We start from the raw sequence: 23,096 nt of genomic DNA on the forward strand, positions 1-23,096 counted from the left end.
TCAAAGGTGAGTTTTTCATGCCCATAGAGAACGGTGATTTCATCAGACTGAGCTATACCGGCACCGTTGCGGGGACCATATTCGATACCACCGACGAAGACCAGGCCAAAGATGCGGGAATTCATAACCCCCAGGGCGGGTATGGTCCGGTGACCATCCACGTGGGGAGCCACCACGTCATCGTCGGGCTCGACGAGGCGCTTCCCGGAAAAGAGGTCGGGTATGAAGGTGAGATCGATGTCCCTCCGGAGAAAGCCTTCGGGGAACACGATGCCAACAAGGTAGAGGCCTATAACAAGAACTCCTTCAAGGACAAGCCGAAGAAGGGAACCAGCGTCAAGATCGAGGACAAGGGCGAAGGGACCGTGGTCGATGTCATCGGGAACAGGGTGCTCGTAGACTTCAACCATCCGTTTGCAGGCAAGACCCTCCATTACTCGTTCAAGATCGAGGAAAAGGTTGATGCCCCCGAGGAGCAGTTCCAGGGACTGATCAAGCTCTATGCCGGGAGGGAGATGGACCTCGCGATCGACGAGGGCAAAGCGACCATCGAGCTGCCTCCAGGGATAAACTACGACCGCCGCTGGGTACTCTGGAGGAGCAGGATCATCCACGAGGCGTTCGAGTTCATCAAGGACATCAACGAGATCGTTCTCGTCGAGACCTTCCGCCGTCCCGAGGAGAAGGGACCGGAAGAGTCGGAACAGGACGAATAATTCTTTTTGTTTTTTTAGATCCGAACCCCTGTTTGAAACAACATCGCAGTGTTGGTTCAGCACCTGCTTTGGGTATTTTCATTAAGTCAACTATGTATATGATAACTACAATCTGAAATATCGAAGGGCACTTCGACTGGAATACATGGATTTAATCAGGATAATTTCCCCCCCCGCTTCGCGGGGTCGGCGCGACGCCTCGTCGGGTCGCGCCTGGGCCGATTCCAAGATGATATAATCAGAAAATCAAAATTTATGTCCTTAGGGGGCATATCCGACACCTTATATCTACACCCTGAGCACCTTGGAAGGAAGAACTGTCTGGAGAGGAATGTGGTGATGAATCCCTCCGGTCAGGCGTTCAATAATCGGTTTACTACCCACATTTAAAGATTACAGTGATTTTTCTCCTCCGACAGCCCTGGTTCTATCCCGCCGGGGTTCGCCATAGCGGCAGGGGCGTCAGCCCCTGGGAGCGTCAGAAAAATTTCGAATGAGGAGAGTCATCAAATATCAGGACCCAAAACCCGGCCTTTCAAAAATAAAAAGGAAACCTCATTCGCTCCTTGCGAGAGGGGTGAGTTTCCGGACCAGGCGGTCGACCTGGAGTACCACGGTCCCCGTATACCCCACCGGGTCAAGTGCCTTTCGCAACGCTTCCGGGGACATCAGGGCGACTATCTCCTTATCATCCGCGAGAACCGATGCCAGAGGCCGGGAACGGGAGATCGCCTCCATACTCGCGAGGCGGACCTTCTCGTGGGCTTCCTGCCGGTTCATTCCCTTCCGGGTGAGCTCGATCATCACGGATTCGGCCATGTTGACCCCGTGGAGGAGGTCCAGGTTCTTTTGGATCTGGTCCGGCCTGATCACGAGCCCGTCGAGGACCTTGATCATCAGGGCCAGGATATGGTCGCACAGGATGCTCGCCTCAGGGAAGATGACCCGCTCGCACGAGGAGTTGGTGAGGTCGCGTTCGTCCCAGAGCGTGTTGTTGAGCAGGGCGGGTTCCACCGCGGACCTGACCACCCGGGCGAGCCCGCAGACCTGCTCGCTCCGGATCGGGTTCCTCTTATGGGGCATGGTGCTGGAACCCACCTGTTTCGCCCCGAACGCCTCCTCGACCTCGCCTATCTCCGACCGCTGCAGGGAACGGAGTTCGATCCCGATCTTGTCCAGGGTGGTGGCCACGTTTGCGAGGAACATGAAGTACTCCGCATACCGGTCCCGGGACACGATCTGGTTGGAGACATCGACCGGGACGAGCCCAAGCTCCTTCATCATCGTCTCCTGGACCTGGATCCCCTGCTCGCCGAGAGCGGCCATGGTGCCTACCGCACCGGTCATCTGGCCCACCTGCACCCTTGGGCGGAGTTCCGCGAGCCGGTCGATGTGCCGGGCAACCTCGCTCGCCCAGATGGCGAAGCGGAGCCCGTAGGTGGTGGGCACCCCGATCTGCCCGTGGGTCCGGGCGGCGCAGACCAGGGTCCGTGTCTCCTCGCTCCTTTTCAGGAGGACCCAGAGCAGTCGGCGCAGTTTCGTGTCGAGAAGGTCCATAGAGCCCCGGATCTGCAGCCCAGTTGCGGTATCGAGGATGTCGTTCGAGGTCGCGCCGAAATGTACCCACCTTCCCGCATCCCCGCACTGCTCGGAGATCGCCTTCACAACGGCCATCATGTCGTGGTTGATCTCCTCCTCGATCTCCTTTGCCCGGGCGAGGGTTGCACAGGGGGCGTGTGCCGCGATCGCCTCCGCAGCCGCAACCGGGATCAGACCGTGCGTTGCGCAGGCCTTCGCGAGGGCTACTTCCGAGGCCACGATGCACTCGAATCGCGTATTTTCCCCCCATATTTCCTTCATTTCCGGAGTCCCGTACCGGAATTCTATCGGATGAATCGCCATGTGCACAGATCTCTCTTTCTGCAATAATAAAAACGGTGAACGTCCAAGTATTATACAATGGATTCACTCGACGCCTGGTTCCCCTACCCCGGCTACCGCCCCCACCAGCGCGAGATGCTGGAGCTCTGCGCCCGGCACGCCCGCGACGGAGGGGTGGTGATGATCGACGCCCCCACCGGGAGCGGGAAATCGAGCGTCGTATCTGCACTTCTTGCAGAGCGGAGCGGGCGTAAGGTGGTGGTCGCGGTGCGGACCATCAGCCAGCTCAATACCTTCATCCGGGAACTGCACCTGATCCGGGGACGCCAGCGCGGGCTCCGGAGCGCGTACCTCATCGGTAAAAGGACGATGTGCCCGGTCGGCGGGGAAGGCGACGTATACCGGCGGTGCGAGGGGCTAAAATCCTTCTCCACCTCCCTGATGAAAGAACGGGCTGAGAAAGGCTCTCTCGTTCCGTCGAAAGATTCCGTGATCCTCCAGCAGATCAGGAAGATGGACCATGAAAATCCTCTCATCTGCCCGTATTTCGTCAACAGCAGGATCTTCGTCCATGACGAGGAGTCAGGGCTGAAGATGATCCCCTCCACCCCGCTCCGGTCGAAGGCGGACCGGGTGTCGTCCCAGTGTATCTGGCCGGCAGAGTTGCGGGAGATCAGCGCGGGAGTATGCCCCTACGAGATGATGACCTATGCGGCCCAGAACGCGGATGTGGTGATCGTGAACTACCACCACCTGTTCAACGATGTCATCCGCGAGCAGCTCTATGTCAACCTGGGGACCGACCCCGGCAACGTGATCCTCCTTCTCGACGAAGGGCACAACTGCGGGGAAGTGATGCAGAGCGTGCAGAGCGTGGTGCTCGGCGAAGGGGCGATCGAGCAGGCATCCCGGGAGATGACCACGCTCCGCCGGAACCTCAAGGGTATCGAAGCGGTGCAGCACCTCCTGCCCCGTATCACGGAGTTCATGAAGGCCCTGAAATACTCGGATGAGACGGAAGACTGGTTCGATTCGGCTATTTTCAATAAGATGATGGTAAAGGGCTCGCTGTACCCGGACATCTCCGCCATCGTCGAAGACCTGATGCGGATCTCCGAGTACATCCGGGAAAAAAATATCAAGGCGGGGGAGTTCCGGGAGACCGCTATCGAGCACCTCACCGAGTTCCTCTTCCGTTTGTCGCAGTCTGCAACCGATCCCGCATACCTCACCGTGTTCCGGAAAGACGGGGACGAGCTCCTCCTCGAGGTCCGGAACATCGATCCCGCGACCAAGCTGCGCGACCTCGCGGGAAGCCACCATTGCACGGTCCTTATTTCCGGGACATTCTCACCCGTGGAGTCGTACAGGAAGCTCTTCTTCGAGGACCTCCCCGTAGAGACCATGAGCCTGCCCAACGCATTTCCCTCAAAAAACAGACTTCTCCTCTGTGCCGGGGATATCACCACGGCGTTTTCCATGCGGCAGGAGAAAGAAAATACCGCACGTATCGTAGAGTACATCAGGACGTTCTCGACCCTGAAAGGAAATCTCGCGATTTATTTCCCCTCCTACCAGATCCTGGAGACCTACGCGAGAGCGCTTGGTCCCGCACTCGCAAAAAGAAACCTGTTCATCGAGCCGAAAAACCCGAAAGAGGCAGGGGATGCCTTAAAAGAGTTCCTCTCGCTTCCCTCCCGGGGCACCTCGGGCATCCTCTTCGCGGTCGCGGGAGGCAAATGGAGCGAGGGGCTCGACTACCGGGGCGACCTCCTCGCCGGAGCCATGGTGGTGGGACTTCCTCTTGCTCCCTACAACAGGGTTAGAAGAATGGTGATTGAATACTTCAGGAGGAAATTCGGGGAGGAGGGGGAGTTCCTGAGCTATACGCTGCCCGGGGTGCACAAGGCCGTACAGGCGCTGGGACGGGTGCTGCGTACCCCTGAAGACCGGGGGGTGCTCATCTTCGGGGAGAGGAGGTTCCTCGACCAGGAAGTGATGAAGGGTTTACCGGAATGGATGAAAAAAGAGATGAATACGTGCGACCTGGATGCATACAAAAAGAAGCTGTCGGGGTGGAAATTATGAACGGGTCGTGCCGCTTCGGGCTGTGGCATGTCCAGGTCTGGTGGGAGGGTGATACCGTCTACCGCGTCCGTTTCTCGAAAGATCCCCTTGCCGGGGCAGTCCCGTCTGAAATTACCCGGTTCCTCGCGGGAAGATCGACAGACCTCGGACCCCTCCGTTCCGCGGCGACGGACCCCGGCCTCCAGTATTCGGGAATATATCGCGAGGTCCGGAAGATACCCTACGGGAGTACCCGGACTTACGGCGAGATCGCCCGGGACCTCGGCACTTCGCCCCGGCTGGTGGGGCTCGCAATGAAGAGGAATCCTACTCCCCTGCTCGTCCCCTGCCACAGGGTGGTGGCGAAGAACGGTCCCGGAGGGTTTACCCCGTCGATCGATCTCAAGGAGCAGCTGCAGGCACTGGAAAAAAAGACCCTCTCGAAAACCGCTCGCCCGAAAGATGAGGAGATTCTCTCATGAACACGGAACGCCACCCTGACCCGGCTCCGAAAAACGCCCCGAATTCGGGCGACGAGCCCTCCACCGGAAAGCCCCGCAGATCTGCCATCGTTCTCGTGGGCGGTGAAGCGAGGAGGGCGAACGGAATGGAGAAGTACTTCTTTTTCTTCCGGGGAAAGACCTTCATCGAACGGCTTGTCGGTTCGCTCTCGGAGGTGGTGGACGAGATCATCCTCGTCGCAAAGGACAAGGAGCAGTGCGAGAGGTTCAGCGGGATGAGGGATATCAGGTGTGTCGCGGATGTGAGGAGAGGGATCGGTCCCATCGGGGGGATTCACGCCGGGGTCGTGGAGGCGAAGGGGGACCTCCTCTTTATTTGCGCATGCGATATGCCCTGTATCGAACCTCAGGTAATCGACCGCCTATTTTCCGAGATAGATGATTTCGATGCGGTCATCCCGGAGTGGGACCGGGAGAGGTTCGAACCGCTCCATGCGGTCTACAGGAGGACCGCGCTTATCGGGTATCTCGAGGATCACACGTCCCTCTCGTTGAGGGACATGATAAAAAACCTGCACAGCCGGTACCTCCCTGTGGAACAGCTCAGGACCATGGATCCCGATCTCCAGACCTTCACGAATATCAATAAAATCGAGGATTTAATGGGAATTACCGATAAAAAAACCAAAAATTAAAAAAAAAGATTCAAATCGGCACGGTCGGACACATGGTGACCGGTGCCGTCTCATTCATCATCGTTCCCGGAGGTGCCTTGATCTGCATCAGGATGCTCGCATTGACATCGTTACCGGTGAATTCCACGACATACTGGCCCGATGAACGGACCTGGACCGTTTTCCTGGTGTCGATGCTGTAGGTCTTGCCAAATCCGTCGCGGAGCACTTCCGCCCCGGTGTTCCGGTCCCTGACCACGACCTCGAACCAGGCGCTGGGACTGACGATCGTCTGTTTTACCGTCACATCGTCCTTGCTCCCCGACCTGCTCTGGTACCAGATGTACCGGGTGGTGATGAGGGGCTTGATACAGATGTTGATGATCAGCGGCGGGTCCGTGAGGTCGTAGCTGTAGGCTACGGTGTTGTACTTGAATGCGAGTTCATTGTTGTATACCGTCAGGTAATTTTCCGGGACGGGGGTGGGATTGGGAATATTTCTGGGAGTCGGGATGGGAGTGGCCGATTCACTGGGGAAGGGGGTCACGGGGGTCAGAAAATTGGTATCGATGATCGTGGTGGTGGTCGTCGTCGGGGTCGGGGTAGCCGCACGGGTCGCGGCACCTGTCGTTCCTCCCCCCGGGTTCTCCCTGGGGGGGGCGATGCATGCACTGGAGAGGATGATCAGAACGAGAATAAACCCCACCAGGAACGAGAGACGAATACCACCCATAAGTTGAGGTTTGCCCCTGTCAGTATATAGTTATTTATTTTTCCACCGGTATGGAAGATCCATACCATTAAGTCTGGAAAAGGAGCACTTTTGACCAACAGGAGCATCCCCATGGCGAAAAAACAGGTATGGAACAGGAAGGAAGATCTCCTGAACGAGGCCGACAAGCTTGTCCTTACCGCAGATATGCTCGCGTTCGAGAGTAAATACGAGGATGCGGTAAAAAACTACGACAAAGCCCTGGAAATCGTTCCCGGGAACGCCGACGTATGGGCGTTCAAGGGTATCACGCTCGAAGGCGGACTCGGGCGCGAGGAAGAAGCCCTGAAGTGCTGGGATACGGCGAAAAGACTCGATCATGAGATCGCGGACGCGATGGATATGAGCACCAATCGTGAAGAAGAGCCGGACCTGGAAGGCATCGACCTTAACGTCAAAGACAGCTGCCGGGATAAGATTCTCAGGCTGATGATGAAAAAAGCGGAAAATCAAAGATAATATTTTATTTATTTCACTTTTTTCTGGGCCATCTCGAGTTCCACCAGGATCGGCGCTATCGTTCCGGTATCCACCGATCGTTTCGCGAGCCGGGTCATCCGCCGGACATAATAGATGTGCGCAATCTGGAAACTCACCAGCAGTCCGAAACAGAACATCACGACGCTGATCAGCAGATAAGATGTGGTATCCACCATACGAACCACCTAAGACTCCCTCTCCATTTCCGTGATCAAAGGAACGATCGTATCGACCTTCTCGCACTCGCGGGCCACTTCCAGAAATCTCTTTTCATAGTATCTTTTCATCAGGAGATAGCCAAGCATGAGGCCAATGATAAACATCAGGATCCCGATTATCACGTACACCTGCAGATCATCCATCCCGTTGTAGTCCTCCTCACAGACCTATTCAGGATAGGACAGATAAAATTAACCAATCTATCCCGGGCCGATCCTCACGGAATGACAGCTCTTCTATCCTTGCCCACAAGCCCGCCCGGAAAAAGTTAGGTTAAAATCTGATTATACGAAATACTCACCATGAGGTGAGAAATAATCCCGGTCATCGCATTCGCACACCATAAGGGAGGAACCGGAAAGACCACATCTTGTCTTAATGTCGCGGGATTCCTCCAGAAGAAGGGCAGATCGGTCCTGGTTATCGATCTTGACCCCCAGGCAAATGCCACGTCAGGACTCGGGATAGATCCTCACGCGCTTCCCCTGAGCGTCTACGACCTCTTCATGAGCCGGTTCGAGGGGTTTCCCGACGTATCTTTTCAGGATGTGGTACTCGAGACCAGGTCGGGGGTATATCTCGCGCCATCGACCCTTGATCTTGTCGGGGTAGAGCCGTTCCTCTATAATATCGAGAACAGGGCAAAGGTATTGAAAAATTTGCTCACCCGGGACCGCCCGGAATATGAGTTCATCCTGATAGACACCCCGCCGAGCATGGGTCAGCTGGTGATCAACGGGCTTGTAGCGGCTGAGCATACGGTGGTGACGTTCGACAGGGGGATATTCGCCCTTCATGGTCTCGACACGCTCATGACCATCTTCGCGGATATCGAGGAACTGCTCGGGGAGCATGTCTCCCCGGATATGGCGATCCTCACCCGGTGGGATAATCCCGAACAGGAGCTCCGGCGGGGGGTGCTGGCGCGGTTTGCGGATCACTTCAAAAAACCGGATCCCGAACTGGCCCGCGACAAAGAACAGTTGAGGGTCTTCGAGAGGGAGGTCCGTGACCGGTTCCCGGCCGTCTTTGTCGTTCCCTACAGCAGAGAGATCTACGAGGCCCAAAACGCGGGGCTTCCCATATCCCACTTCGCCCCGGAGTGCGATGCGGGAAGGGCGTACAGGGCGGTAGCCGGGAAAATTCTGGGGTGGAACGGATGAAAATGTACATGCGCCGGGGATTTGCACCAGGAGAGAGGAGGGGGAGTCCATGACCGAGAAACTGGGAAGAAAAGCACTATTCATGGGGGTGACCGAGAAAACAAGGGAGGAATCGCCCCCCGGTGATGAGGAACGTACACTACTTGAGGAGTTGTCGGCAGCAACGCACGCGGCTCTCTCGGGAGATTATTCGGAAAGAATTCCGGAGACCGGTATGCCCGATATGTGGCGGGAGTTCGCTGCGTCGTTCAACCGGCTTCTGGAACAGACCGAAGAAGATCGTCGCGATTGCATCTCCCTTTTCCCTGCGTTCGAGAAATCTCCGGTTCCGATGAGCGTACGGTACGAATCGGGCAAGGTACTCCTGTCAAACGAAATGTACCGGTCGATCACGGAAGCAAACGTGCAGGACGATCCGGTCAGGTCGGGCGCACTGCAGATGAAGGAGATCGGGATGATCGCGGAGGCCGCCCGGAAGGACGCAGCGGTTTCTGAAGATATCCGTCTGGGGGATCCAACCGGGTCCGGCGGGGACTACCGGATTACCGCGATTCCTCTGGGGGCTCCGGATCAGTCACCCCATTTCCTCCTTTACCTCGAAGATATCAGCAACACCGCATACTTTGAAAGGTCCCTGGGGGAACTCGAACACCAGGTGAGCGCCCTTGTAGTACGTCAGAACCAGATACTCCTTGAAAACCCGCTCCCCGTCCTGATTTCCGATTTTTCAGGCAGACTCCTGATCGCGAACGAAGCATTCAGGCGGGTGTCAGGCGTTGCGATACCCGATGATGGCAGCGTCCGGTACTCGGATCTCCCGTTGGTGGAGAGCAAAGGCCAGAATATTGAAGATATCTCAAAATTCAGAAAAATCGGGTCCGCCGAGGTCACATTCGGGTTTCCCTCCGGGATCCATGTGCTCTGGCAGTACGGCGTCCCGGTCACTGCTCCCGACGGGACCGAACAGATTGTGCTGATCTTCTTCGATGTCACCGCCCAGAAAACCAGGGAGCAGGATCTCGAATCCACCGTCGCCGGGCTGCGGAAGGAAGTGGAGGCCCTTATGACCAGGCCTCCTGCCCATGCACCGGAACCACACCCACCTTACTCAGGAGAACCGCCCGCGCCGGATAAGACTGATGAGGTTCCCCGGGCGTTCCCGAAATCTCCTGTCGGCGAAAAGAAGAAACAGGAGGCCGCCCCGGACCTGACCCACGATGTGGTCGAGTTCCAGCTGGGAGGTGAGAAATATGCCCTCGATATCAACTTTGCCCGGGAGATCGTGGAGATGATGCCAATCACTCCCATTCCCCGCTCCCCTCCTTATCTCCGGGGTGTCATGAATCTCCGCGGGGAGATCACCAACATCATCACCATCAACTCCATGCTGGGGCTTTCGGAATCATCCGGCGAACGGGGAAGGAAGATCATCGTCCTCTCCTCCGAAGCGACGGGTGGCGAGAACATAGGCATCGTCGTGGACGAGGTCCACAGCGTGATCCAGATAAGGGAATCGGATGTCGAGCACCTCGGGGGAGGGCTCTCCGGGCAGGCAAGCGGACATATCAAGGGGATCATCAAGACCGCGGGAAAAGGGGTGATCGACCGGAAAACGGACGATGAAAAGGACCTGATCATTTGGATCGACATGCAGAAGCTGCTCCAGGATTTAATTCCCAGAAAATGATGATCGGTCCCCGGCCAGGTATGCACCGGCCGGGAGCGAATAACTTTTAAGGATTGATATGAGAATTTTTAACAGACGATTTTTGCGGGCTGATCTATTGGACCGGGAGTAATGGAATGAAAAAAGAAACTTTAAATGAGATTCTGGCTTCCATCGAGCGCGGAGACTATCAGGCCAGGATCGACGAGACCGGTGTTTCCGAAGCGGAACGGCCGTGTGTGAAGACAGTAAACACTCTTTTAGCCAGATCCGAGGAGCTTGAAGCACGGGCGCTCACCATGATGGAACAGAACCCGATGCCCATCCTGGTGTTTGCCCCCGACTTTGCCATCCTTGCGACGAACGAATCTTTTGCAAAGATGAGCGGGATAAGCCGGGAACAACTCCTCTCCATGAATGCGAGGGCGTTTAAAATCCTCGAACAGCACGGGGAAGGACTGCGTGACGTGATCAAGTCCAGGAAGAGGAGTTACGGCGAAGTCACCATCGACTTCCCGTCCGGCAGAAAAATCCTGGAACAGTACGGGATTCCCATCACCGATACCGGAGGAAACCTGATCAACCTCTTCGTGGTGTACAACGATATCACCGACCTCCGGAAGAGGATGACCGACCTGCAGGACGTGCAGAAACGTTCCGAGGCGATCGTCCAGGAAAACCCGTACCCCATGCTTGTCGTCAGGCCCGATATGGCCGTCATAAACCACAACAAAGCGTTTCTGGAGATCTCCGGATTCACAAAGGACAAAATGACCTCTCTTTCTCTCCGGGACCTCAAATACCTGAAGAGCTCCGGAGGAAAGATCGAAGACACGGTGAACAAGAAGATCCGTACCCAGGGCAAAGCGACCATCGAATTCCCGTCGGGGGTGCGCGTGGTCAAATGGTACTACATCCCCCTGCTCGACCATGAGGGGAACGTAGACAACCTCCTTACGGTATATAACGACGTCACCGATGAAGAGCGGAACATGGAGGAGATCAAGGGGCTCCAGCAGCGAACCTCGGCCATCGTGGAGGAAAATCCCTACCCGATCGTCCTTGTCGACCCTGCCATGAACATCAACACCGTCAACCGCGCGTTCCTGGACATTTCAGGTTATTCGAAAGAGAAGATCGCCAATCTTACTCTCAAGGACTTCAAGTACCTGAAAAGCGTGGGGGGCAAGATGGAGGACACCCTGAAGAACCGGCAGAGGACGCAGGGAGTGGCCACCATCGAGTTTCCCTCCGGGAAAAAGATCCTGGAATGGTACTACATCCCCCTCCTGGACAACAAGGGGAACGTTGCGAATATCCTCATCGTGTACAACGACATCACCGAGAAACGCCTCCTCGAGGAACGTTTAAAGAAGAGCATCCAGGAGCTCGCCGACAGTCTTGCCGCCGTCGCGGGCGGGGACTTTACGAAACCCGCGGTGACGTATCCGGACGATCCGCTGGAGAAGGTCAAGGCCGACCTGAACAAGACGCTCGCCGAGTTAAGAAATATACTTGGAGACATCCTTTCCCAGGCAAACCAGCTGGAACATGCGGTGATCGACGTGGGCAAGGGCGCCGACGAGATCGCCAAGGCTTCACAGCAGGTGGCTATCACGGCCCAGAAGACCTCCGACGACGTCAGGGTCCAGATCAACGAACTTGAAAAGGTCACCAAGGAGGTCTCGGACCTCTCGGCGTCCATCGAAGAGATCGCGAGCACCTCACAGGAGGTCAAGTCGGTTACCTCGAATGTGGCGAAAGAGGGCGACAACGCCGTCAGGGTGGGGAACGAAGCCAACTCCAAGATGAAGATCGTCCAGGAGATCTCCCAGCGGGCGGTGGACGAGATCAATAACCTCAATGCACGGATGCGGGAGATCAGCAACATCGTGAAACTGATCACCGATATCGCCAACCAGACCAACCTGCTCGCCCTCAATGCAGCCATAGAGGCGGCAAGGGCGGGGGAGCACGGGAGAGGGTTCGCCGTGGTTGCAGGAGAGGTCCGGAATCTTGCCGGCGAATCGAAGAACGCCACCCGCAATATCGAGGACGTGATCAGCGGCATCACCATGAGCAGCGAGAAGACTGCCGAGGCGATGAAGCGGGCCTATGAGGAGATTATTTCGGGAATCGGCAGCGTGAACTCCACGATCGAGGCGCTGAACCATATGGTCACCGACGTGAACATCTCCGCGAACAGCATCGCGGATATCTCCCGGGCCACGGAAGACCAGGCTGAGGCGACCAACAACGTGACCAGGAACGTGGACTTCATCAACAACCTCATCCTTACGGCGGAAAAGAGCATGGAGGACCTCGCCGCACTCGCCGAGGAATCCAGCGCATCGACCGAGGAGGTCGCGAGCGCCGCAAATGAGATCAGGACGATGGCGGCACACCTGCGAGAGATGGTCGGCAAATTCACGGTAAACTGAGGCCGAAATGAGCGGCAATGCAATCGATGTAGTGGAGTTCGAGATAGGCGGGGAGCTCTATGCCATGGATATACAGCTGGCCCGGGAGATCGTGGAGATGGTCCCGCTCACGCCGCTCCCGAGGGCGCCGGCCTATATCTCCGGTATCATCAACCTTCGCGGGGAGATCACCACCATCCTTTCCATCGACGATCTCATCGGGATAAGGGGAAAGAAGGCGGGTAGCACCCAGAAGATTATCATACTCGTTCCCGAGGCGGCGGGCGGGTCCAATGTGGGGATCATCGTCGACGATGTACATAGTGTGATACAGGTCGACCAGCAGAGCGTGGAGAAGATCGACGGAGGGCTTTCATCCGGCGCAGGAAATTACGTGAAAGGCATAATAAAATCCGGAGCCGAAACCGGGGCCGAGAAAGGGCTCATCATCTGGCTCGATCTCGAGAAGCTGCTCCGCGACCTGGTGGACCTGGAGAAAAAATAATTTTATGGACGATTTTTCGCTGCTGCTGACAACAATCGAGAAGATCCTCTCGATCCGCTGTGGTAACTATAAAGAAGATTATATCAAACGGCGCCTCCTCTCCAGGATGAACGCGACGGGGGCCACGGGGTATCGGGAATACCACAAGCTCCTCCAGAACAGTTCCGAAGAGCAGGAGAAACTCCGGAATGCCCTCACCATCAATGTCACCAAATTTTTCCGCGACCCTGAGGTCTTCGATCTCGTGAAGAGAGACCTGATCCCCCGGATACTCAAAAAGAAGAACCGGGTCCGGATCTGGAGCGCGGGATGCTCTTCAGGCGAAGAACCCTATTCATTCGCGATTATTCTTGCGGAGCTCGGACTGTTTCATAAAGACCTTGACGGGCTTATCTATGCTACCGATATCGACCAGGAGATCCTGAAAAAAGCACGCGCGGGGGTGTATGAAAAAAGCTCCCTCGAGAATCTGAGCGAGAACCAGGTGCGCCGTAACTTCACACAGCGGACGGACGGGAAATTCGAGGTCCGTCCTCACCTCAGGGAACGTATCCGGTTCCAGCACCACGACCTGATGGCCGGTGTTCCGGTCTCGCGAAACCTGGACATCGTGTCCTGCAGGAACGTCACCATATACTTCACCGAACACCAGAAGAATGACCTCGCCCGCGAATTTTATGACGGGCTCGATAACGAAGGGTTTTACATTATGGGGATGTCCGAATTTCTGGGAAAGGAGGTCGGTACGTTGTTTACTCCCTATAAGCCCCTTCAGAAGGTCTTTGTAAAGAATCCAGGTCAGAAATAAGGTTCTTCTCGATGATCACCTGGGCCGGCAGCCTGATCCTGACCTGGTAACGCTTCAGGGGGAAGATCTCCTCCGTGATGCGAAGGGCGGAACGCTCCAGGCTCCCGCCGAGGATAAGGTCGAAATGTTTCTCTTCTTCCTTGTACACTTCCAGGACATAGGCTGGTATTTCCCCCCAATTCCGGAATGGAATGGCGGCAAACAGGCGGTCGATTACCACCCTGCCGATCTCGGGCGGGACTGCGTGGGCCCTCTGGCTGATATGGACCAGGCATTCCTCGATCTCGATCTGCTCCTGCTCGAGGATCGAGCATCGTATATCAAGATCGACCGTATGGAGCCCCTGCATGCAGAAACTGACCAGGTTGACGAGATAATCGATAAAAATATGCTTGTTCTCCTGATGCTCCCGCGAAATGGCTCTGATGGCAAGATCGACCGCTTGTTCCGGTATTTCATGTTCGTCCCGAATCCTTGTCATCAGGTCCGACTGTCCCGCGAGGTGCCTCTGCATCGCCAGGAACACTTCGTATCGTTTCCAGAATTCAAGCTCGTGCGTGGCAGGATGTACCGTGACTGGATCATTCATTCTGGTCGGGCTCCTCCTTCTTCCTGTAATTCTGGGAGAAATTCTTCATCATTGCCTTTTTCCTGTTATGGTCGCGGATCTCCTGGAAGATCAGGATGAAGTTGAACCCCACCACCGTGATGATCAGGGTCGAACTAACCCAGAACAGAGGAGTTATTCCCTGCACTATGAATGTTGCGGCGAGCAGGATGGCCACGAAGCAGATGAGGTAAAAAAATATCCAGGGCCGGATATTCATGACATCCATGGGATAGCGATGGTTGGTATCTTCCGGGCTAAAAAACCTCTGATTCTTGCCGGGCGTGTGAAAATCCGAGACCGTGGAATCTTAACACAGCCGAAACCGTACCGTTTAAATGCTATACGGTTATCATAGTGATCTTATCCGCGATGGCATCCAGACTCCCCACCCCTTCCCTCCCCCTTCGGGGATACCTCAATCCGAACGACGCGGTAAAACTGATGGTCATAGCAGTTTTTGCCGTCATCTCACTGGTCCTCACCGTCTCGTTCACCGAAGGGGCAGCGTCGGAGGCCACATTTAATGAGTTATACGCAGTCATCCCGCACCTGTATCTCATTCCCATAATTCTCCTCGCACTGTGGTATCCGAGAAGAGGGCTCCAGATCACCATCCTGCTCATCGCCGCGATCCTTCTGCTCATTCTCTATATGTATGCAAGGGGGGTAATCGTCGACCCCCTCCTCACCGTACTCAATTCCGGGATGGACATCGCAATTTTCGTCGCTCTGGCCCTGTACGCCAAGGACCGGACCCTTGTGGACTCTTTCCTCCGCAATTTCTTCGAACAGTCCGGAATGGAAGATTCGGTGAAAGGCATGGAATCGGGCTCTTCCCGGGCAAAAGTCAAGTTTGAAGGGGCGTTTGAAGAGGTCATCCATGCACTCGGTTCTCCCGACGACGAGGTCAGGGAAGAGGCGGTGAGGGCGCTCGGCGAGCTGAACGATCCCCGGGCAGTGGATCCGCTGATTCAGATGCTTAACGACGAGAACCGGTATATCCGGCGCGAGGCCGCGAAGTCCCTGGGAAGGATCGGGGACCCCCGCGCGATCCCCCCGCTGATCAACGCGCTCAAGGATGACGATCGGTACGGTCGCGATGGTGCCGCTGAAGGACTGGGGGATATGGGCGAAAAAGCCGTGCCCGCACTCGTGGAGCGGCTCTTCGACGAGGACTGGCACGTAAGGATGGGCGCCGCGGTCGCATTACGGATATCCGGTAATAAATCAGCCATCGAGCCGCTCATCCGGGCACTCGAAGACGACAATCGTTTCGTCCGGAGGGAGGTGACCAAGTCTCTCGGAAGGATCGGGGATAAACGGGTGGTGGACCCCCTTATAAGAGCGCTGAAAGATCCCGACCGGAGCGTCAGGATCCGTGCTGCAGGGGCGCTTGCGAAGTGCCAGGACGACCGGGTGATACAGCCGCTCATCGAAGCCCTGAACGACGAGGATTCGGGAGTAAGGCTTCGTGTAATCCGTGCTCTCGAGGAGATCGATGACCCCCGGGCGGTCCACGCCCTGAACAATTCTCTCGGGGATGCGCAGGGATCACAGGGAATTAAGAACGGAAAATTTGCGGAAAACTGATTTCCGGCGTTCTATTTTGAATTACGGTGTTTTGAACCGCAATGAAGGATATCTTTATAAAGGTTTAGGGCGACCTCACAATTACAGGCTAAATGGAGGGATCCGTTAGCCTCGTGAGGTGTAGCAAATGAGAAAGATGAGAAAGAACGAAGACGCGTTCACCGGGCTTGAAGCCGCGATTGTGCTCATTGCATTCGTCGTGGTTGCTGCGGTGTTCTCGTATGTAGTGCTCGGGGCCGGTTTCTTCACTACCCAGAAGAGCCAGGAAGTCGTCCACTCCGGTGTGACCCAGGCTGCCTCGAATATTGTGGTGAAAGGGGAAGTGTACGGTATTTCAACCACTCCGGGGGAAGTCAACAAGCTTAGATTTGATGTCGGACTTGCCGCCGGGGGATTACCGGTCGACATTGCACGGTCAACCCTTGTGATGAGTACTAAGGAAAATGTCTCGACACTGTCATATAATTCAGAAACCACTGATTCTCCGGGGGCAAACAACTGGAGTATCTCAGGAAAGAGCACAGGTGCATCCGATGACACCCTGTTACAGAGTGACGAGACCTTTACCATCTATGTTCAGCCCCCGACGAGCATACCCCTTTACAACCGTACGACGTTCAACCTGGAGATCAAACCCGAAGTGGGAGCCTCTCTCGGTATCCAGAGAACGATCCCAGCCGGGGTAACCAACGTAACGTTACTCTACTAATTCTCCCTTTTTTTGTATTCCCTTATTTTATTGCTAATAATTTTATATGGGATGCAATTTTCCAAATCCCATTGAGAGAAATGCCGATAGATCGCTTTCATTCGGCTGAATCTATCGGAATCCACTGCGTTATAAAACCCTGAAATATTGTTGGAATACATGTTTCCTCCCAAATTAGTGGGCTATATGGCCCCTCCAGGTCGTGTAACCAAAACTATAATTAGATCCAGTCAGAATTTTATTCATTATGGCAGTGAACCAGGCGCAGGTAGACCACATCATCTCCACCGCCTCGGCCGACGACCCGGAGGTGAAGCTGCTCAAGCTCCAGGACGAGGTGGAGCTGATCAAGACCTCCATCAAAAGGCTCCTCATCGATATCCGCGAGCGGATGAACGACATGGAGAATCCGATCATCGTGAACCCGGGCAGGAGCGGATCGGACAACGAGACGTATTCCCAGATGGCAAAAACCCTCAAGGATACCTCGAGCGCCGTGGAATCTGCCGCCGGTGCCCTGAAGAGCAGCACCGAGGCAAAGAAGGACGAAGTGAAAACCGAGTCCCAGGTCTCCTCACCGGCACAGCCGTCTCCTTCGCCCGAATACGTGCCCGCCACCGTTTCACTGCCGGCGGCGCAGGCACAGGGCCAGGTCCGGTCTGATATAGACCTCCTTTCGGCGCTCCGGGCTCAGCTCTCCATGGCGAGTCCCGGAGAAGAGCATGCAGGCCCCGCGACCGAGAAGGACAAGGTCAGGCTCCAGAAAGTGTTCCGTCTCTTCGAGTGGACCTCTAAGAATGTGAAACGGTTCGGGCACGACAGGGTCGACCTGATGCTCGATTCTTATTACGCCATGGGATATATATCAGAGCAAAATCTCCGTCTGGTCAAGGACATGGCCCGGCTGATGCCGTCGGACCTTGGGGAACAGCACGAGATCCAGGCGGATGAATTCGTCTCCGAACTCTACGAGCTGAACCACATCCTGATCCCCACGGACTCGACTCTCGACCGGGATATGATCGAGGTGCTCATGGAGCAGCGTGAGGGAAAAGAAGGGAAGAAAGTGGGAGGACGTCCCCGCCGGTCAGAAGATGTCAGGGAAGAAGAATATATCCGCACCAACGACCGAATATAAGAAATAGATGTCTTCCGAGACCATAGTCACCGCCCTTTTTTTAATCAGCGCAGTCATCGCAGCGGGAGTGCTGATCAGCGCAATATTTCCGGCAATATACCGCACGGCGGATACGTTCGGTTCGGTCTCGCACGAGGCGGATACGCAGATGCGTACCGATGTCAAGATTGTCAACGGGTATTCCGCTACAAGCCAGGATGCCACACTATGGTTGAAGAACGTGGGAACTTCCCGTATATCGACCGGAGAACTGGATGACGGGGATATTTTCATAGGTCAACCGGGCAACTTCGAGCGGCAAAACCTGCAGGGAAAATATACCATCGAAGGAAACGGCAACGGGTTCTGGGACCCTGGTGAGACGCTGACCGTTCAGGTTCACAGCACTTATCTCCCCACTACTTCAGGAGATACTGTATATTTCTCCATCGTACTGTCCAACGGGGTGAAGAGGTCGACGGAGTTCACCTCTGGTTAGTTCCTCATCACTATGGCAGCTGCTTCGCTTGTCGCCACGGCGCTCGGGATTATCCTTCTTCTCGTGACGGGTTATGTACTAGTCGGGGGGGCGCTTACCTCCAGCCAGGTGGTGATGGATGCCCAGAAGGATATGACCGCGGCCCAGGTCGAGATTATGGGGACCGGGATGGAGATTAACGGTGTTACTTTATCGGGAAATCCCTTTTACATCCAGGTCAGGAATACGGGGAATGTTCCCATCCTTGACTTTGAACATACCGATATATTCCTGTTCCCTCCAAATGATGTCCCGGTCAGAATCCACTACAGTGCAGCCGGGGGAGGAAATACCTGGCAGAAATTCTCGATCAACCCCGATGTCATTTACCAGAATCAGTGGGACCCGGGCGAAGAGATGAACATCTCGGTTTCTTACAGCGGGACCGCCCCCAAGGCAGTGAAGATTACCACGGCAAACGGAGTCTCGGCCTTCTATACGATTTACCCGTAAACCTCCGCTACGCACACTTTTATATAAATTCGGAATTGAAGATCAATGTAGTAGGTGGCATAGGTGAATGACGGATTATCAGGGCTCCTGGGTGGCGAAGACAAGCATATTCTCTCCACAGGCAATAGCGAAATAGATAAGAAGATCGCCGACGGGCTCCCGCTGGGTTCCCTTACCCTGATCGAGGGGGAGAACGACACCGGAAAGAGCGTGCTCACCCAGCAGATCATGTGGGGTGCGATGAAGCAGGGGCTCAATGTGGATCTCTATACCACGGAGATGACCGCGAAGAGTTTCCTCTCCCAGATGGAATCGATGAGCCTTGACGTCTCCGACTATTTCGCGTGGGGGTACATGCGGCTCTTCCACCTCCATATGGTAGGGTTCAAGTGGTCGAAGGAGGAAATGGACGGGATCCTGCAGCGGATCATCGATCATATCCGTACCAGCAAGGCCCAGGTCGCCATAATTGACTCCCTCACGATGTTCACCGAGTATACCCAGCAGGAGGCCATCCTCACCTTCCTTACCAACTGCAAAAACCTGGTCGATCATGGGAAAACCATCCTGATCACCCTCCATACCTATGCCTTCCAGGAGGACACCCTGGTCAGGATCCGTTCCATCTGCGACGCCCACCTGATGATGAAGAAGTCGCTCATCGGCGACAAGTACGTGATGGTGATGGAAGTGGTCAAGGTCCGCGGTGCAAGAAAGACCACGGGCAACCTGGTGAGTTTCGAGGTCCATCCCGGGTACGGCATGAAGATCATCCCCATCTCAATGGCGAAAGTGTGACATGAGTTCCCTTACGGCGGCCATCAACCTCCCGTTCAAACCGACCGAGAACGAGGAGGACAACGACTGTGCCAACAATATCGAGGCCTGCGCACTCTACCGCATGCTCCCGGTCAATGCCAAGGAGTATGTGAAGAAAAGCCCCCATCTCCTCGAATACCTCCATATTTTCCCGGTGGACGAGTACGGCATCCCCCTGTTCTTCTCGGAGCTGAAACGGGATCTCCGTTCGATCAAGGAACCGAACCTGATCTACCCTGCAGACGATACGGTGTTCGTCCACATCTTCCACGACCCGAACGATGTCCGTAACTTCTACATCCCGGTGGACCCCTCGTTCATGCACAGCGTAAAGCAGCTTACTCCTGCGGTGGAAGTGAAACTGATCGATCTTCTGGACTCGCTGGAAGAGGACCCGGTGACCAACGAGGAGCGGGCGGAGGTACTCAAGAGCCTGATCTCGCAGGTGCTCTACGTAAAGCGCCCGGACGAAGTGCTGCCACAACTCACGCAGGGAGAGGGAAAGAAGGGATTCGGGGAGAAGATGAAGGAGTTCCTGAACAAGGACCTCACTGCGAAATCAAATCCCAAAAAGGACCGGGTCCTTGTCAAAGTGCCCACCACCGCGGACGGGAGGATCATCGTAAGTCCCCAGGAGTACCGTGCCCTTGAATACATGATCATCCGGGACAAGATCGATGTGGGGATCCTCAAGCCTTTCATCAACGACCCCTATATCGAGGATATTACCGTCGACGGGGTGGGTCCCGTCTTCATCGAGCATAAGATCTTCAAAGGGCTGAAATCAGTGGTGGGGTGGGACGATACCGACGAGCTCGACCGTTTCGTGATAAAACTCGCCGAACAGGCGAAACGACCCATCACCTACCAGAACCCCATCGTGGATGCCACCCTGCCAGACGGGTCACGTATCAATATCGTTTACAGTACCGATATCAGCCGGAAAGGGAGCAACTTCACCATTCGTAAAGCCATGGACGACCCGATCAGCATCCTCAAACTGATCGAGTTCAAGACCTGCGATTACATGGTGGCCGCGTACCTCTGGGTGTGCATCGAGAACGGCATGTCCCTATTCATGAGCGGGGAGACCGCCTCCGGCAAGACCACGAGCCTCAATGCCATGACCACGTTCATCCCCCCGGAGAACAAGATCGTGACCATCGAGGATACCCCGGAGCTCCAGGTGCCTCACAAGAACTGGACGAGAGAGGTTTCCAAGGGGAAAGGGAAGGGCGAAGGGGAGGGCTCGGACGTGACCATGTTCGACCTGCTCAAGGCGGCGCTGCGCCAGCGCCCGAACCAGATCCTCGTGGGTGAGATCCGAGGGGTCGAGGGGTCGGTTGCGTTCGGGGCGATGCAGACCGGGCACCCCGTCCTCTCGACGTTCCACGCCGCTTCGGTGGAGAAACTGATCCAGCGTCTTTGCGGTGATCCCATTAATATCCCCAAGACCTACGTGGATAATTTGAATATCGTGGTCATCCAGAGCGCGGTAAAACGCCCTACAGGCGAGACTGTCCGCCGCATGCTCTCAATCAACGAGCTGGTCGGGTACAACCCGGAGACACAGGGATTTTCGTTCGTGGAGATGTTTCACTGGGACCCGGTGACCGATACTTTTGAGTTTACCGGAAGGGGGAGCAGTTTCCTCCTCGAGAACAAGGTCGCCACCATGCTCGGGATCCCGGAGCACAAAAAGGCCGCCATCTATCTCGAGCTCGAAAAAAGGGCACGTATCCTTGAGCGGTTACACAAAGCGGGATATACAGGCTTCTATGATCTTTACCATATGACCACCAAGGTGAAGAAGCAGGGGCTGCTCACCATCGATGTCGATGCAGTCTGAGGGATTCGGCAAGCCAGTCCGTTCGCCGAGTGCGGGAAAAGTTCCTTTTGCAGACGTATTTACCAGGATAAAGAAATATTTCGCGAAAGTCACTGAAAACAAGCGGATGGGGCCGGACCTCCTGTTCATGATAACCTACATGGCCTCGATCACCACCTCCAAGGCCACGAGGCCGGAGATCTTCGCGTATACTGCGGCCAGGACAGAGTTCGTACCCGCGAAATACATCGCCAAGGTGGAATTCTTCGTGAAGCGGTGGAACTACAGCTACGTGGAGTCCCTCACCACCATCGCCGAGCGGGTGAACAACGAGATGGTCAGGAGCATGCTGAACCGTTTCGCGAATTCGATCGAGTCGGGGGTCCCCGACGAGGATTTTCTGACAAGAGAACTTGCCACCATCCGGAGTGTGTATAAAAATACCTATGAGCAGGGGCTGGAGATGCTCAAGAAATGGGGTGATGCCTACATCGCCATGCTCTTCTCCGGAGCGCTCGTGGGGATCATCATCATGGTCTCGGTCGCAATCTTCGCCCCGGACGATGTGAACCAGACCCTTGCTGCATCGTATTTCATCGTTATCTTCATCTCCGCATTCGGGCTTATCACCATGTACCGCTCGGTTCCCCTCGACGACAAAACGCATCACCTCGAGAGGGGTTCGAAGGAACAGACTCTGATTCGCCGTCTGGAAAAGAGGATCGTTCCGGTCGCAATCGTTGCCTCCGTCATCCTCCTGGTTATCACGTGGAACCCGGGCCTGATGATGCTCCTTCTCGGCCTGATGCTGCTTCCCCTCGGGATAATCGGCTACCTCGACGACCGGAATATCATTCTCAGGGATGCCGAGTTTACCACATTCATCCGTGGGCTCGGCGCGGTGATGGGCGGAAAGGGGATCTCGATCGGGACAGGCCTTTCGGAGATAGACCGCAAATCGCTGGTCGCCCTGGAGCCCTTCATCAACGGGGTCTATTCGAAGCTGAACCTCGGGCTCGACGAGGAGAAGACCTGGGGGCGGTTCATCGGGGAGAGCGGGAGCAACCTGATCTACAAATATTTCAATATTTTCCGCGATTCCATTCTGCTGGGGGGAAGGCCCGACAAAATCGGCCAGATCGTCGGTTCATCGATGCTGGAGCAGGTCCTCCTCCGGGAGAAACGCAATACCATCGCCATGGGATTCGTGATCCTCCTCATCCCCATGCATGCCATGATGGTCGGGATCTTCCTCTTCCTGTTCCATATCATGCTCACCATGTCGAAGGCGATCGCGGAGGTAGTCTCGACGCTCGGGAGCACGGGAATGGGAACCACAGGCTCAATCAGCGGCTCGCTCGGGGGAGGAATCGAGATGTTCGTGAACTTTCCGGAAGCAGACATGACTATGTACGTGATCATCATGATCACCATTCTGACGGTGGCAAACACCATCGCAGGGAAGATCGTGATGGGGGGGGACCGGTACATGTATTACTTCTTTGCGAGCACTCTGCTTGCGGTAACAGGGCTTATTTATATTGCAGCACCAATAGTTGTTGGGATGTTTTTCAATATTCCGACCTTCCAGGGGGTATGA

24 protein-coding genes are annotated in these 23,096 nt (G+C 55.5%); 18 read left to right on the top strand and 6 right to left on the bottom strand.

Annotation, left to right across the window (positions count from 1 at the left end):
- Positions 1–17 precede the first annotated feature (17 nt).
- The gene (locus J2741_RS02060) at positions 18–716 is read left to right on the top strand and encodes a peptidylprolyl isomerase (protein ID WP_209673392.1); all 699 of its coding nucleotides are present in this window, start codon (positions 18–20) and stop codon (positions 714–716) included.
- A 555-nt stretch (positions 717–1,271) separates the two neighbouring features.
- On the opposite strand, the gene purB is transcribed toward J2741_RS02060, so the two are convergent.
- The gene (gene purB, locus J2741_RS02065) at positions 1,272–2,618 is read right to left on the bottom strand and encodes an adenylosuccinate lyase (protein WP_209673393.1); all 1,347 of its coding nucleotides are present in this window, start codon (positions 2,616–2,618) and stop codon (positions 1,272–1,274) included.
- A gap of 57 nt (positions 2,619–2,675) precedes the next feature.
- On the opposite strand from purB, the gene J2741_RS02070 reads away from it, so the two are divergent.
- Genes J2741_RS02070 through J2741_RS02080 form a run of 3 tightly spaced genes read left to right on the top strand, consistent with a single transcriptional unit; the run spans position 2,676 to position 5,820 of the window.
- Positions 2,676–4,685 (top strand): ATP-dependent DNA helicase, encoded by a 2,010-nt coding sequence (locus tag J2741_RS02070; protein WP_209673394.1) that lies wholly within the window; start codon positions 2,676–2,678, stop codon positions 4,683–4,685.
- Positions 4,682–5,146: a methylated-DNA--[protein]-cysteine S-methyltransferase gene (locus J2741_RS02075; protein ID WP_245249346.1), complete on the top strand. Its 465-nt coding sequence runs from the start codon at positions 4,682–4,684 to the stop codon at positions 5,144–5,146. Before J2741_RS02070 ends, J2741_RS02075 begins: the two co-directional genes overlap by 4 nt.
- Positions 5,143–5,820, top strand: coding sequence for a molybdenum cofactor guanylyltransferase (locus J2741_RS02080; protein ID WP_209673396.1), 678 nt, complete (start codon positions 5,143–5,145; stop codon positions 5,818–5,820). Before J2741_RS02075 ends, J2741_RS02080 begins: the two co-directional genes overlap by 4 nt.
- A 10-nt stretch (positions 5,821–5,830) precedes the next feature.
- Here the strand turns inward: J2741_RS02080 and J2741_RS02085 are convergent, their stop codons facing one another.
- Positions 5,831–6,532: a hypothetical protein gene (locus J2741_RS02085; protein ID WP_209673397.1), complete on the bottom strand. Its 702-nt coding sequence runs from the start codon at positions 6,530–6,532 to the stop codon at positions 5,831–5,833.
- Positions 6,533–6,643: 111 nt separating this feature from the next.
- Between J2741_RS02085 and J2741_RS02090 the strand changes: the two genes are divergently transcribed.
- Positions 6,644–7,030 carry a hypothetical protein gene (locus J2741_RS02090; RefSeq protein ID WP_209673398.1) on the top strand — a complete coding sequence of 129 codons (387 nt, stop codon included), beginning with the start codon at positions 6,644–6,646 and terminating at the stop codon, positions 7,028–7,030.
- 8 nt (positions 7,031–7,038) lie between these two features.
- Here J2741_RS02090 and J2741_RS02095 read toward each other — a convergent pair whose 3' ends face one another.
- Positions 7,039–7,227 (bottom strand): hypothetical protein, encoded by a 189-nt coding sequence (locus tag J2741_RS02095; RefSeq protein WP_209673399.1) that lies wholly within the window; start codon positions 7,225–7,227, stop codon positions 7,039–7,041.
- Positions 7,228–7,236: 9 nt separating this feature from the next.
- Positions 7,237–7,413, bottom strand: a complete 177-nt coding sequence (locus J2741_RS02100; RefSeq protein WP_209673400.1) for a hypothetical protein — start codon at positions 7,411–7,413, stop codon at positions 7,237–7,239.
- Positions 7,414–7,596: 183 nt separating this feature from the next.
- Between J2741_RS02100 and J2741_RS02105 the strand changes: the two genes are divergently transcribed.
- The 5 genes from J2741_RS02105 (at position 7,597) to J2741_RS02125 (ending at position 13,832) form a co-directional block, all read left to right on the top strand.
- Entirely contained in the window at positions 7,597–8,433 is an 837-nt protein-coding gene (locus J2741_RS02105) for a ParA family protein (RefSeq protein ID WP_342452266.1), read from the top strand.
- Positions 8,434–8,482: 49 nt separating this feature from the next.
- Entirely contained in the window at positions 8,483–10,120 is a 1,638-nt protein-coding gene (locus tag J2741_RS13075) for a chemotaxis protein CheW (RefSeq protein ID WP_342452205.1), read from the top strand.
- A 116-nt stretch (positions 10,121–10,236) separates the two neighbouring features.
- The gene (locus J2741_RS02115; protein ID WP_209673401.1) at positions 10,237–12,540 is read left to right on the top strand and encodes a methyl-accepting chemotaxis protein; all 2,304 of its coding nucleotides are present in this window, start codon (positions 10,237–10,239) and stop codon (positions 12,538–12,540) included.
- A 7-nt stretch (positions 12,541–12,547) separates the two neighbouring features.
- Entirely contained in the window at positions 12,548–13,024 is a 477-nt protein-coding gene (locus J2741_RS02120; protein ID WP_209673402.1) for a chemotaxis protein CheW, read from the top strand.
- Positions 13,025–13,028: 4 nt separating this feature from the next.
- Positions 13,029–13,832: a CheR family methyltransferase gene (locus tag J2741_RS02125; RefSeq protein ID WP_209673403.1), complete on the top strand. Its 804-nt coding sequence runs from the start codon at positions 13,029–13,031 to the stop codon at positions 13,830–13,832.
- On the opposite strand, the gene J2741_RS02130 is transcribed toward J2741_RS02125, so the two are convergent.
- Together J2741_RS02130 and J2741_RS02135 are read right to left on the bottom strand one after the other, a co-directional pair.
- Complete coding sequence (locus J2741_RS02130; RefSeq protein WP_209673404.1) at positions 13,777–14,421, bottom strand: hypothetical protein; 645 nt, start codon at positions 14,419–14,421, stop codon at positions 13,777–13,779. The two genes, J2741_RS02125 and J2741_RS02130, sit on opposite strands and share 56 nt — an antisense overlap.
- Complete coding sequence (locus J2741_RS02135; protein ID WP_209673405.1) at positions 14,414–14,668, bottom strand: hypothetical protein; 255 nt, start codon at positions 14,666–14,668, stop codon at positions 14,414–14,416. Before J2741_RS02135 ends, J2741_RS02130 begins: the two co-directional genes overlap by 8 nt.
- A 143-nt stretch (positions 14,669–14,811) precedes the next feature.
- Here J2741_RS02135 and J2741_RS02140 point away from each other — a divergent pair, with 143 nt between their 5' ends.
- The 8 genes from J2741_RS02140 to flaJ all read left to right on the top strand — a co-directional run bounded on the left by J2741_RS02140 (position 14,812) and on the right by flaJ (position 23,096).
- Entirely contained in the window at positions 14,812–16,032 is a 1,221-nt protein-coding gene (locus J2741_RS02140) for a HEAT repeat domain-containing protein (RefSeq protein ID WP_209673406.1), read from the top strand.
- A 127-nt stretch (positions 16,033–16,159) separates the two neighbouring features.
- A complete protein-coding gene (locus J2741_RS02145) occupies positions 16,160–16,741 on the top strand; it encodes an archaellin/type IV pilin N-terminal domain-containing protein (RefSeq protein WP_209673407.1) in 582 nt (193 codons plus the stop codon).
- A 247-nt stretch (positions 16,742–16,988) separates the two neighbouring features.
- Positions 16,989–17,879, top strand: a complete 891-nt coding sequence (locus J2741_RS02150) for a hypothetical protein (protein ID WP_209673408.1) — start codon at positions 16,989–16,991, stop codon at positions 17,877–17,879.
- A gap of 7 nt (positions 17,880–17,886) precedes the next feature.
- Positions 17,887–18,357: a flagellin gene (locus tag J2741_RS02155; protein WP_209673409.1), complete on the top strand. Its 471-nt coding sequence runs from the start codon at positions 17,887–17,889 to the stop codon at positions 18,355–18,357.
- A gap of 12 nt (positions 18,358–18,369) precedes the next feature.
- The gene (locus tag J2741_RS02160; RefSeq protein ID WP_209673410.1) at positions 18,370–18,849 is read left to right on the top strand and encodes a hypothetical protein; all 480 of its coding nucleotides are present in this window, start codon (positions 18,370–18,372) and stop codon (positions 18,847–18,849) included.
- Positions 18,850–18,912: 63 nt separating this feature from the next.
- Complete coding sequence (locus J2741_RS02165) at positions 18,913–19,647, top strand: ATPase domain-containing protein (RefSeq protein ID WP_209673411.1); 735 nt, start codon at positions 18,913–18,915, stop codon at positions 19,645–19,647.
- Between the two features lies 1 nt (position 19,648).
- A complete protein-coding gene (locus tag J2741_RS02170; protein WP_209673412.1) occupies positions 19,649–21,517 on the top strand; it encodes a type II/IV secretion system ATPase subunit in 1,869 nt (622 codons plus the stop codon).
- A complete protein-coding gene (flaJ, locus tag J2741_RS02175) occupies positions 21,501–23,096 on the top strand; it encodes an archaellar assembly protein FlaJ (RefSeq protein WP_342452206.1) in 1,596 nt (531 codons plus the stop codon). The genes J2741_RS02170 and flaJ overlap by 17 nt, the downstream gene beginning before the upstream one ends.

The organism is Methanolinea mesophila (genome assembly GCF_017873855.1).
Taxonomy (GTDB): domain Archaea; phylum Halobacteriota; class Methanomicrobia; order Methanomicrobiales; family Methanospirillaceae; genus Methanolinea_B; species Methanolinea_B mesophila.

What these genes read in the sequence shown, in the direction of transcription:
- purB (WP_209673393.1), bottom strand. Translation starts at nt 2,618, where the DNA reads ATGGCGATTCATCCGATAGAATTCCGGTACGGGACTCCGGAAATGAAG.
- J2741_RS02130 (WP_209673404.1), bottom strand. Translation starts at nt 14,421, where the DNA reads ATGAATGATCCAGTCACGGTACATCCTGCCACGCACGAGCTTGAATTC.
- J2741_RS02160 (WP_209673410.1), top strand. Translation starts at nt 18,370, where the DNA reads ATGGCAGCTGCTTCGCTTGTCGCCACGGCGCTCGGGATTATCCTTCTT.
- J2741_RS02120 (WP_209673402.1), top strand. Translation starts at nt 12,548, where the DNA reads ATGAGCGGCAATGCAATCGATGTAGTGGAGTTCGAGATAGGCGGGGAG.
- J2741_RS02070 (WP_209673394.1), top strand. Translation starts at nt 2,676, where the DNA reads ATGGATTCACTCGACGCCTGGTTCCCCTACCCCGGCTACCGCCCCCAC.
- J2741_RS02155 (WP_209673409.1), top strand. Translation starts at nt 17,887, where the DNA reads ATGTCTTCCGAGACCATAGTCACCGCCCTTTTTTTAATCAGCGCAGTC.
- J2741_RS02170 (WP_209673412.1), top strand. Translation starts at nt 19,649, where the DNA reads ATGAGTTCCCTTACGGCGGCCATCAACCTCCCGTTCAAACCGACCGAG.
- J2741_RS02135 (WP_209673405.1), bottom strand. Translation starts at nt 14,668, where the DNA reads ATGGATGTCATGAATATCCGGCCCTGGATATTTTTTTACCTCATCTGC.
- J2741_RS02150 (WP_209673408.1), top strand. Translation starts at nt 16,989, where the DNA reads ATGGCAGTGAACCAGGCGCAGGTAGACCACATCATCTCCACCGCCTCG.
- J2741_RS02060 (WP_209673392.1), top strand. Translation starts at nt 18, where the DNA reads ATGCCCATAGAGAACGGTGATTTCATCAGACTGAGCTATACCGGCACC.
- J2741_RS02085 (WP_209673397.1), bottom strand. Translation starts at nt 6,532, where the DNA reads ATGGGTGGTATTCGTCTCTCGTTCCTGGTGGGGTTTATTCTCGTTCTG.
- J2741_RS02125 (WP_209673403.1), top strand. Translation starts at nt 13,029, where the DNA reads ATGGACGATTTTTCGCTGCTGCTGACAACAATCGAGAAGATCCTCTCG.
- J2741_RS13075 (WP_342452205.1), top strand. Translation starts at nt 8,483, where the DNA reads ATGACCGAGAAACTGGGAAGAAAAGCACTATTCATGGGGGTGACCGAG.
- J2741_RS02075 (WP_245249346.1), top strand. Translation starts at nt 4,682, where the DNA reads ATGAACGGGTCGTGCCGCTTCGGGCTGTGGCATGTCCAGGTCTGGTGG.
- J2741_RS02115 (WP_209673401.1), top strand. Translation starts at nt 10,237, where the DNA reads ATGAAAAAAGAAACTTTAAATGAGATTCTGGCTTCCATCGAGCGCGGA.
- flaJ (WP_342452206.1), top strand. Translation starts at nt 21,501, where the DNA reads ATGTCGATGCAGTCTGAGGGATTCGGCAAGCCAGTCCGTTCGCCGAGT.
- J2741_RS02095 (WP_209673399.1), bottom strand. Translation starts at nt 7,227, where the DNA reads ATGGTGGATACCACATCTTATCTGCTGATCAGCGTCGTGATGTTCTGT.
- J2741_RS02080 (WP_209673396.1), top strand. Translation starts at nt 5,143, where the DNA reads ATGAACACGGAACGCCACCCTGACCCGGCTCCGAAAAACGCCCCGAAT.
- J2741_RS02090 (WP_209673398.1), top strand. Translation starts at nt 6,644, where the DNA reads ATGGCGAAAAAACAGGTATGGAACAGGAAGGAAGATCTCCTGAACGAG.
- J2741_RS02100 (WP_209673400.1), bottom strand. Translation starts at nt 7,413, where the DNA reads ATGGATGATCTGCAGGTGTACGTGATAATCGGGATCCTGATGTTTATC.
- J2741_RS02140 (WP_209673406.1), top strand. Translation starts at nt 14,812, where the DNA reads ATGGCATCCAGACTCCCCACCCCTTCCCTCCCCCTTCGGGGATACCTC.
- J2741_RS02145 (WP_209673407.1), top strand. Translation starts at nt 16,160, where the DNA reads ATGAGAAAGATGAGAAAGAACGAAGACGCGTTCACCGGGCTTGAAGCC.